This is a genomic window from Microbispora sp. CSR-4, assembly GCF_008033685.1.
In the GTDB taxonomy this organism is placed as follows: domain Bacteria; phylum Actinomycetota; class Actinomycetes; order Streptosporangiales; family Streptosporangiaceae; genus Microbispora.
Map to the genome: position 1 here is coordinate 1 of NZ_VJVX01000110.1, position 8,607 is coordinate 8,607.

10 protein-coding genes and 1 pseudogene are annotated in these 8,607 nt (G+C 68.6%); 3 read left to right on the forward strand and 8 right to left on the reverse strand.

Going from position 1 to position 8,607, the window contains the following annotated elements; translation table 11 throughout:
• Positions 1-377 (forward strand): hypothetical protein (locus FLV34_RS42025; protein ID WP_222709789.1); only part of this gene is annotated, 377 nt, incomplete at its 5' end.
• A gap of 629 nt (positions 378-1,006) precedes the next feature.
• On the opposite strand, the gene FLV34_RS38150 is transcribed toward FLV34_RS42025, so the two are convergent.
• From FLV34_RS38150 to FLV34_RS38180, 8 genes are all read right to left on the reverse strand, one after another.
• The gene (locus FLV34_RS38150) at positions 1,007-2,380 is read right to left on the reverse strand and encodes a tyrosine-type recombinase/integrase (RefSeq protein ID WP_142566112.1); all 1,374 of its coding nucleotides are present in this window, start codon (positions 2,378-2,380) and stop codon (positions 1,007-1,009) included.
• Complete coding sequence (locus FLV34_RS38155; RefSeq protein ID WP_142566111.1) at positions 2,377-2,568, reverse strand: AlpA family transcriptional regulator; 192 nt, start codon at positions 2,566-2,568, stop codon at positions 2,377-2,379. Before FLV34_RS38155 ends, FLV34_RS38150 begins: the two co-directional genes overlap by 4 nt.
• On the reverse strand, positions 2,568-3,953 hold the full coding sequence (locus FLV34_RS38160; RefSeq protein ID WP_147945474.1) for a replication initiator: 1,386 nt from the start codon (positions 3,951-3,953) through the stop codon (positions 2,568-2,570). The genes FLV34_RS38155 and FLV34_RS38160 overlap by 1 nt, the downstream gene beginning before the upstream one ends.
• A gap of 97 nt (positions 3,954-4,050) precedes the next feature.
• Positions 4,051-4,191, reverse strand: coding sequence for a hypothetical protein (locus FLV34_RS40990; protein WP_185949796.1), 141 nt, complete (start codon positions 4,189-4,191; stop codon positions 4,051-4,053).
• Between the two features lie 21 nt (positions 4,192-4,212).
• Positions 4,213-4,572, reverse strand: a complete 360-nt coding sequence (locus FLV34_RS38165; protein WP_147945475.1) for a hypothetical protein — start codon at positions 4,570-4,572, stop codon at positions 4,213-4,215.
• Positions 4,573-4,589: 17 nt separating this feature from the next.
• Entirely contained in the window at positions 4,590-5,249 is a 660-nt protein-coding gene (locus FLV34_RS38170; RefSeq protein WP_142566108.1) for a DUF2637 domain-containing protein, read from the reverse strand.
• Positions 5,250-5,267: 18 nt separating this feature from the next.
• Positions 5,268-6,620: an FtsK/SpoIIIE domain-containing protein gene (locus FLV34_RS38175; protein ID WP_147945476.1), complete on the reverse strand. Its 1,353-nt coding sequence runs from the start codon at positions 6,618-6,620 to the stop codon at positions 5,268-5,270.
• Entirely contained in the window at positions 6,613-6,954 is a 342-nt protein-coding gene (locus FLV34_RS38180) for a hypothetical protein (protein ID WP_142566106.1), read from the reverse strand. Before FLV34_RS38180 ends, FLV34_RS38175 begins: the two co-directional genes overlap by 8 nt.
• Before the next feature lie 127 nt (positions 6,955-7,081).
• Here FLV34_RS38180 and FLV34_RS38185 point away from each other — a divergent pair, with 127 nt between their 5' ends.
• Together FLV34_RS38185 and FLV34_RS38200 are read left to right on the forward strand one after the other, a co-directional pair.
• The gene (locus tag FLV34_RS38185) at positions 7,082-7,438 is read left to right on the forward strand and encodes a GntR family transcriptional regulator (RefSeq protein WP_142566105.1); all 357 of its coding nucleotides are present in this window, start codon (positions 7,082-7,084) and stop codon (positions 7,436-7,438) included.
• Between the two features lie 402 nt (positions 7,439-7,840).
• Positions 7,841-8,531: pseudogene (locus tag FLV34_RS38200) on the forward strand (DDE-type integrase/transposase/recombinase); the annotation flags it as partial.
• Positions 8,532-8,607: the final 76 nt, after the last annotated feature.

Below are 8,607 nucleotides of genomic sequence, written 5' to 3' on the forward strand. Positions count from 1 at the left end.
CGGCGGTCGCCGTCAGCGGGGTCAGGGACTACGGTGAGCACGGGTGTGCCTTCCCGACCGACGTTGGCGCGTCGGTCATGCATGAGACCTACATGATCATCGGGAAGGTACACCCCTTCCCTGAAGATCCACAGGTTCTAAGCATTGCTCCACGCGGTTTCCTGCACACATCAGCTCCTCAGCCTGTTGATCGCCCCCGGGGGGATCCACAGGCCCCGGGCCTCAATCCCCCATCCCCAGGGATAGCCCAACAAAGAGAGGTGCAGATGAAGAAGGGGAAGAGGAAGCCGCGGAAGAGGCTCATCCCCAGTGGGTGGGCGGTGGTGGCCGCGCAGGTGTGCCTGACCGCTCTGAACTGGTGGCTGAACAGGAACTAGCTCGGGCCTGATCACCCGAGCCGTCCTGAACCTCTGTCGCATGAGAGGGCCCCGTTGTGAGCTGGCAGGCGAACGGCGGGGCTCTCGCCTTGTCTGCGCTGCACTGGTGAGCGCCCATGAGCGCTCATACCTCGCGACAGCTTGACTTGTTGCCAAGGCTACCTCAGAAAAACGGTATCGCTAAATAGATGTGCCTGCGCTTAAATTAATCGCCCCTTCGGGGTTACCGGAGCCCGGGACCGGACCTTCGCCCGGTAGGAGCGATCTGAGGGCCGTCTAGGGGCAAGCGCTTTGCCAAGCGGCGCGTTTCGGAATCGCCCCATCCGTCTGTTGGCGTACAGATGGGCCTGTAGGCGTGGATGGCCGATGGCAGTCCCGACTGTGGTGTAGGTAGGTTCCCTGCGACGGCTGGTTGTGCTTACGTGACCAGCGCAGTTAGCGCCGGGCGGCCGTCGGCAGCTCGCGCATGTCCTCGGCAACGCGGACCACGAGGCGCTGTTACGGCGGGCCGCTGTGGAACCGTGCCCGGCCGGGCCGCCCGAGCTGCCGAATGTCGCCGCCCAGGAGAGCAGCCTCAGGAATGACGAAGGCCCCGGGATGACCCGAGGCCCTTCGATGAGCAGCTCGGATCACTCATCCAGAGCAGCCATGATCTTCTTGTTGGCGGCTTGCGCCTGCCCATCGATCACCTTCGCATAGACGCGCTGGAGTACCTCAACGCTGTGCCCCGCTCGCTGAGCCACCTCCGTTGCCGGGACGCCGGAAGCCAGCCACAACGAGACCGCCGCGTGCCGAAGGCCGTATGGTGTGGCCGCCAGCGGCGATGCGACCTGTTCCGGCGTGAACGCCAGCTTGCGGACCTCCTTCCACACGCGGGAGATCGCCGAGTTGGTGTAGAGCCCGCCCTTGCTCGTGGCGAACAGCCGACCATCCTTGGTCACGCCGAACTTCTCGATGTGCTCCCGCAGGATCTTCACCAGCGCGGGAGGGATCGGCACTGGACGCGTGTCCTTCTCCGCCCGGTGCTTCAGCCCACGATCGTCGTGCGCCTCGCCGGAGTCGGTATAGCGCTTGTTGGCGAACGGACGCGCCTTCTCCAACGTGAGCATTCCCCACTCCTCCTCTGGCAGATGGCAGTTCGTCCGCTTCAGGCCGGCCGCCTCCTCCGGTCGTAGGGCGGCGTAGTACATGCAGGCGTACATCGCCCGCATACGCGCCCCACGCGTACGGCCAGCGCGAGACGCGGCAGCCAGCAGCGCCCGAGCCTGCCCAGGGTTGACCACGGTCCGGGGGTCGACCTCATCCGTCCTGTCCGGAGCTGTCCACTTGACCGAGTCGAGCGGGTTCTTGTCGAACGGCTTCGGGTCCTCCTCCATGGCCAGTTCCAGCAGATGGTGAAACACCTCGCGCTTGCGCAGGACGGTGTTCGCCGACGCCTTCTTCCCCTTGAACGTCACCGAGATGGCGTCCAGGCCCATCCGGACGACCCGCGCGTCTTTGAGGTCGGTCAACGGAAGCGAGGCGGTCTCAAGCCAGCGCAGCACCGGAGCCTGTTTGGGGGGCAAGTCACCGCGCCGTTCCTCTGGCAGCAGGACGTATTCGCGCAGCACCTTGCGCATCTCGTCGGCGTCGGGTCGGCCGGGCAGATCCTTCACGAGCGCGGGGACCAGGGCCAGCAGGGCATACACGTCCGTCTCCCTCGTCCGCGCCGCCGAAGTCTTCCACCGCTGTGTGATGAACTTCTGGGCGAAGGCGAGGACCGTCGGCCCGGCGTCCGCTTGGGGCTCAAGCATCGAGACGGGAAGCCCGGATGCGATGTCGAACGCCTCGCCGTTCTTGGCCGCCAACCGCAGGTCCCGCAGGTGACTGTTCGCGAGTTCCTTGGTTCGGAAGGTCTTCGACTTCTCCCGACCGCCAACCGTCCAACGCGCGACGAAGGACGGCTTCTTGCTCGACTGGTTGCGGCGGATCTCCCAGAACTTCACGTCATAGCTGGTGTTCACGCAGCCTCCCGCAGGGACTCCAGCCACGCCGTAAGGTCGCTCCTGTAGACGTAGAGATCTCCGTTGGGCAGCTTCACGCAGGCGGGGGCGCGGCCCAGCTCTCGCCAGCGGTAGAACGTGCGGCGGGAGATACCACCCAGTTCGTCGAGAACCTGCTGTAGCGGCATCAGCTCATCGCGTCCAGCCATCAGGCCCCTCCTCCGCTCGAAGACGAAGGGAGCCCGGATGCGCTGGCGAATGCGGCGACGAGGGCGTCACCCGGGGAGTAGCCCTTTCCGGCGTACTCCCATTCGCTGATCACGAGGACGGTGTCCTCATCGAGGAGGGGCAGGCGGCCCGTCGTGATCTGCTCATCGCGGGCATGTTCCTGCCGTTCGGCCCGGATGTCGCCGAGGGTGGTGGAGTAGCGGCGGGATCGGGTGGAGAAGTGGCCGCGGAAGCCGAGCATGTGTGCCCACTGGGTCAGCCGGAGTTCCGTCAGTTCCTCGAAGGCACCCAGGCGGAGGCATTCGGCGATGAGCCGCCGGGCGTGGTCGCGGACGGGCAGGGCGGCCAGGTCCTCGCCGGGAACGATGCGCCGGTCGATGGTGCCGACGCATTCGGCGGCCTTGGTGGCGTACTTGGCGATGTAGCCCGCTACGGCCTGGTCGGTCAGCTCGCCGTCCATCGCGATCGAGCGGGCGTCGAGCTGCGTACCCCAGCGCAGGACACGCGCGGGTTCGCAGTCGAACGCCGGGATCTTGGCGATCACCACGGAGGCGGCGTGCTCTACGGCTTGCCTCAGCAGGTCGAGCGTCGCCCAGGCCGGGGGCGGCGAGATCGGTCCGGCCGGACCGTCGAGCCGGATGACGGCGTGGAGGTGGACGACGCCGCGCCGCTGATATTCGGCGACCTTGGCGAAGGAGACGACAAGCTGGTCACGCATGTCGCGGAGGGTCAGGCCGCCGAGCTTGGCCAGGTTCCGGCGCAAGGCGTCGGCGAAGCGCTTCCACAGCAGCGGCGCGACGGCGTTGAATAGGACCGAGCCGGTGTAGTCGTAGCAGTCGGGGCACAGCGGCTCGCCGAGGCAGTCATCCTCGGCGCCGTGCCGCGCGGTGCAGGACAGGACGCGCCCGTGCGGGCAGGTTTCGGCGTCGCGTCGAGGGTGACAGGGCAGGACGCTCCCGTTGTGCTGCCTGCGGGTGTGGACCGGGCCGAAGGACGGCGCGGTGAGGGTGACGAACAGGCACGGGTGTGCGATCACCGATGCGGGGACGCCTTTGCCGCCGACGAGTCCGGCGCGGATGAGGTGGTAGGTGTCGGCGCGGTAGGTCTCGGCGCAGGCCGGGCAGCGGGAGGCGCGGCGGGTTTTGCACGGGATGCGCAGGACGCCGTCGGGTTCGAGGCGGGTGCTGTAGCGGTGCAGCAGGGTGCCGGTGGCCTTGTCCCAGTGTTCGACCTTGCCGCGCAGGTGGATCGGCTGCCGGCAGCCGCCCGTGTGGCGGATCTGGGAGGCGAAGCGGGAGCAGTCAGGGTCGTTGAGTCGGGCGATGGCGCCGCGGATGGCGTGCGCGTTGGCGGATGTTACGGGCAAGATGGAGACCTCCTTTCGCTCGATGGGTGGAGGGATGGCCCCCGACCTGGCGGTTGTCTTGGCGGATGTACGGCCAGGCCGGGGGCGCTGACGGGGTTCAGCAGAAGCCGAGCCCGTCACAGTGGCGGCAGGTCTCGCCGTAGGAGTCGAGACCGCCTCCGCCGCAGTGGCAGCACTGCCACCGCTGAGGCGTGATCGGCGCGGGAGTCGCGGGCGGGGCCTGCTCGGTGTCGGGCATGGGTGTCACCTCCTTTCGTGGTCAGGCGGCCTGCGCCGCGTTCTGGTCAGGGATGGGGTCGGGCTGGATGCAGCCCTCGTAGCTGCGTTCGGCCTCGTACTGGGCGCGGCGGGCGGCCAGGATGGCCACGGCCCGGTACTCGACGGGGCCGAAGCAGATCGAGGCGGCGTAGTGGCCGGACTCGCGCTCGCGCGGATCAATCGACGTGCCGAGGAGTTCGGCGATGTGGTCGACCTCGGCGCACATCTCAGCGTCCGTGGCGCGGTGCGGGAAGTGCAGCACGTTGACCGAGTACGGGACGGGGACGGCAGGGTTGGCGTCCAGGAAGTCGGCCAGGGCGCGGAGCCCGGCGATGAGTGCGGAACGGTGGTCGTCGTTCATGGGCTGATCTCCTTTCGTCAGGCGGGTTCGGATGCGGTGCGGAGGCTGCGGAGCAGGTCGGAGGCGAGCTGGTTGGACACGCCGAGGCGGGCGCGCAGCAGGTCGCGGGTGATCGGCTTGCCGTGCTTGGCCTGGTGCTCATCGGCCACGCGGCGGGCGTAGGCGACCAAGGCCGGGGATGGTCCCGGCTCGCCGTCCTGCCCGTCCTCGGTGGCGGGGACGAGCGCAGGAGCCGGGGACGACGAGGACGGGACGGCATCGACGGTCAGGACGGGCGCCGACGGTGCGGAACGAGGGGCGGCGGCACGGCGTTCGAGCATCGAGACGGCGATGAGGAACGCCCCGGCGGGAGTGGCTGCCGTCAGCCAGCCCCACACGGTCGGCTCGGCCTGGTGCAGATTGGCGGCCAGGGAGAGCACGATCCCACCAGCCAGGACGAGCGTGGGCCAGGACATCCACCCGGTGCGTTGGCGTCCGGTCTTCTTGTCCCGCTGGCGTTCGCGGGCGGCCATGACGCAGGTGAGGTCGACGCAGACGGCCACGGCCCACGACATCCAGCCGGTCTGTCCGTGGTCGGTGGCGGTGTCGTGGATGTGGGTGAACGATCCGGCACCCGCGATGGCGGCCAGGACGAGAACCGGCCCGGTGTCGAGCAGCCATGAGGCAAGGCGTCGCATCGTTACCCCCTTTCGTGGTCAGGCGGACAGCAACTCGGAGAGCGCGGCCTCATCGAGGCCGGTGACGCGGCCGGGCTGGGCGATCTCGGCCCACGTGGGAGTGAGCCGGGACCAGTGCCGGGCGGTGTGTTCTGCGGTCTGCTCGGAGACGTGGAAGGAGCGGGCGCGGTACCACTGGCCGTCCTGATGGGCGGTGATCGCGACGCCGGGTGTCTCGGCGGGTATGGCGCGGGCGGACACCAGGGCGGCGGGGTCGAGGTCGCCGAGCGTCATGGTCGCGGTTTCCGGGTCGTTGACCCGGTGGCAGATCCGCCCGGAGCACTGCGCCCGGAGGGCGGTGACGCCGGGGCCGAGGTCGGAGCCGATCCGCTGGCCGGACAGGAACAGGTAGATGCCGAACGCCCGCCCGAGTTGTGCGATGCGTAGCAACGCGGTTGAGGTATGGGCGATCTCGTCTTTCTCGGACTTGTCGGCCATCAGGTACAGCTCGGCCAGCTCGTCGACCAGCACCACCACCGGAATCGGCCGCACGCCGGGCGGGAGTTGCCAGATGTTGCGGGCGCCGGCCGTACGGCACAGCCCCATCCGGTCGACCATCACGGCCATCAGGTCATCCAGCAGGCCCACGCTCTCGGCCCGCGTGGTCGCCAGGGCCGACAGCCGGGGCGCGTACGGGGTGAACTCGACGCCGCCTTTGAGGTCGATGCCGACCAGGGCGACCGGTTGCGGAGCGAGCCCGACCAGCAAGGCGTTCGCGAGATTGGACTTCCCTGACTGGGTGGCCCCCGCGTTGATCCAATGCGGCACCGTGCGGAAGTCGATCGTCCACAGCCCGCCGGTCTCCAGCCGCCCCACTTGGACGGTGAGCAGGTCACCCGAGGCCGGGATGTGGTCGAGCCGGACGAGCGGGTCCCGCACGGTGGCGGCCAGGACCACGCGGCCAGGCCGAGGGGACGAGACCCGTACAGCATGCGCGCCCCAGGAGTGCGCGAGCCGTTCGGCCGCCTGGGCGTAGTCGGCGGGGATCTGCCCTTCGAGGGTGTGGACGGTAACGCGCCAGCCGTGCCGGGTCGGGCGGGGTAGCCACATGAACGGTTTGGTGTCGACCGCGACCCGCTGGAAGCGCCGCCGTACTTTGACGAGCCCGGTCGAGGCGATCGCGCCGGGAACGGTGGTGAACCACCAGCGTTGCCGCTTCTTGGTCAGCCCGCACCCGAGGGCCACCTTCCGCCAGGTCGCCCGGACGGTGACCGCGACGAAGGGGAAGCCGACGATCAACCAGAAGGAGCGGAAGTGGTAGTGGTGCCAGGCCCACAGGCCGGCCACCGAAGCGGCCAGGCCCGCGAGCAGGATCAGCAGGGCGTCACGCATGGGCGGTCACCCCGGCCGGGAGGATCGAGCTGGCCCGGTAGCTGATGCCCCAGCGGGCCTCACCGCCCCGGGACATCTCCCAGACGTAGCCGACCAGGCCGACCGGCGTGACGTCCTGTCCGGCGGTGATCTGGGGTTCGCCGGAGGTGCCGACCTTGACGAGTTCGATCCGGCCGAACTCGTCCTCCACCGACAGGACGATCTCGTAGACGGTGTTGCCGTTCTTGTCGGTCTTGATCTCGCCAGTGTCCTGGTTCAGGACGCGCGGGCGGGGCGCGCGGACGCAGACGAACTGCAGCTTGGTCACGTCGACCGGGATCGGAATGGTGCGCATGTGTGGACCTCCTTAAGCTCGTGCCCAACATAGTTGACTAGGTTGACCTGGTTGTCAATGACCTCTGGGTTGGCTTGGTCGTTCTCCTGTGCTGAGATGGCATGTGTGTCCTCAGGACAGGAGAGGGATGGTCAAGAAGACGGGGCGGCCCGGTTACCTCCAGATCGCCGATGATCTGCGGGAGCAGATCCGCGGCGGATCTCTGCCGCCCGGTTCCCCATTGCCGTCGACCACCCAGCTCGCCGCCCGGTACGACGCCTCACTTAGCGTTGTGAAGCTCGCGGTCGGGATCTTGCGGACCGAGGGCCTGGTGATCGGCCAGCAGGGCAAGGGCGTGTTCGTCCGGGAAGACGTCCCGGACACCGAGCCGGGGCCGGCGGGCGACTTGGCGAGCGAGGTCATCGCGCTACGCACCGCCGTACGGGACCTGTCGGAACGCTTGGCACGGGTCGAAGCGACCTTGTCTCAGCGATCCGAGAGTTAGGACCACCGTCCCGGACTCTTAAGCCGGTGACGTGTCGAGCGAGCCGCGCGGACGCACCCCCGGAGGCGACTCCGCCACGCATGGCCTTGTCCTCCCGCCGGATGCCGACCAGGACCGTCACATAGCCGACGGTCACAACCGCGGTCAGGGCCAGGGCGATGATCAGAGGTAGCGCGCTCACGACCAGATCACCCCCAGAGCCGCGGCGCCGAGCGGGCCGCGCGGGGGACGGCGGGTGATGGCGCGACGCCGGGCGGCCCGGCGGCGGGCGACCTGACGGCGTGCCCAGCGGTCGCGAGCGATGCACTTGGAGCAGCGGTGACGGCGGCGCTCCAATACTGGACCAGTGTCGACGCTCGAAAACGGACCCATCTACCGGCCTCATGGGCCTAGATCGGGAAGGTGCTGAGCGTGGAGGACTGGGCGGAGATACGCCGGCTGCATAGAGCCGAGCAGATGCCGATCCGGGCGATCGCCCGCAAGCTGGGCGTGGGTCGCAACACGGTGCGGCGGGCGCTGGAGTCCCAAGGACCACCCAAATACGTTCGCAAGCCGTCCGGATCGATCGTGGACGCGGTGGAACCGCAGATCCGGCAGTTGCTGCGGGCATGGCCGGACATGCCCGCGACGGTGATCGCCGAGCGGATCGGCTGGCAGCGGGGGCTGACCGTGCTGAAGAAACGCATCCGGGAGCTGCGGCCGTTGTATGCGCCGCCGGACCCGGCGTCGCGGACCAGCTATCTGCCCGGTGAGCTGGCCCAATGCGATCTGTGGTTCCCGCCGGTGGATGTGCCGCTGGGATGCGGGCAACACGGGCGACGGCCGGTGCTGGTCATGGTCAGCGGATACTCGCGCTGGATCAGCGCAAGGATGCTGCCCTCGCGCCAGTCGGCGGACCTGATCACGGGCCACTGGGTGCTGCTGCGGCAGCTCGGCCGCGTCCCCAAGGCGCTGGTGTGGGACAACGAAGCGGCGATCGGCCAGTGGCGGGGCGGGCGCCCGCAGCTGACTGAGGCGATGAACGCCTTCCGCGGCTGCCTGGGCATCAAGGTCATCCAGTGCCGGCCCGGGAGGATGTCCCGACGTTCGTGGAACTTGATCGGCGGTCCCGCGGTCAGGCGACGTTCTCGTTGTAGCAGTTTGAGGTCGGGTTCTGGGCTGCGACGTGC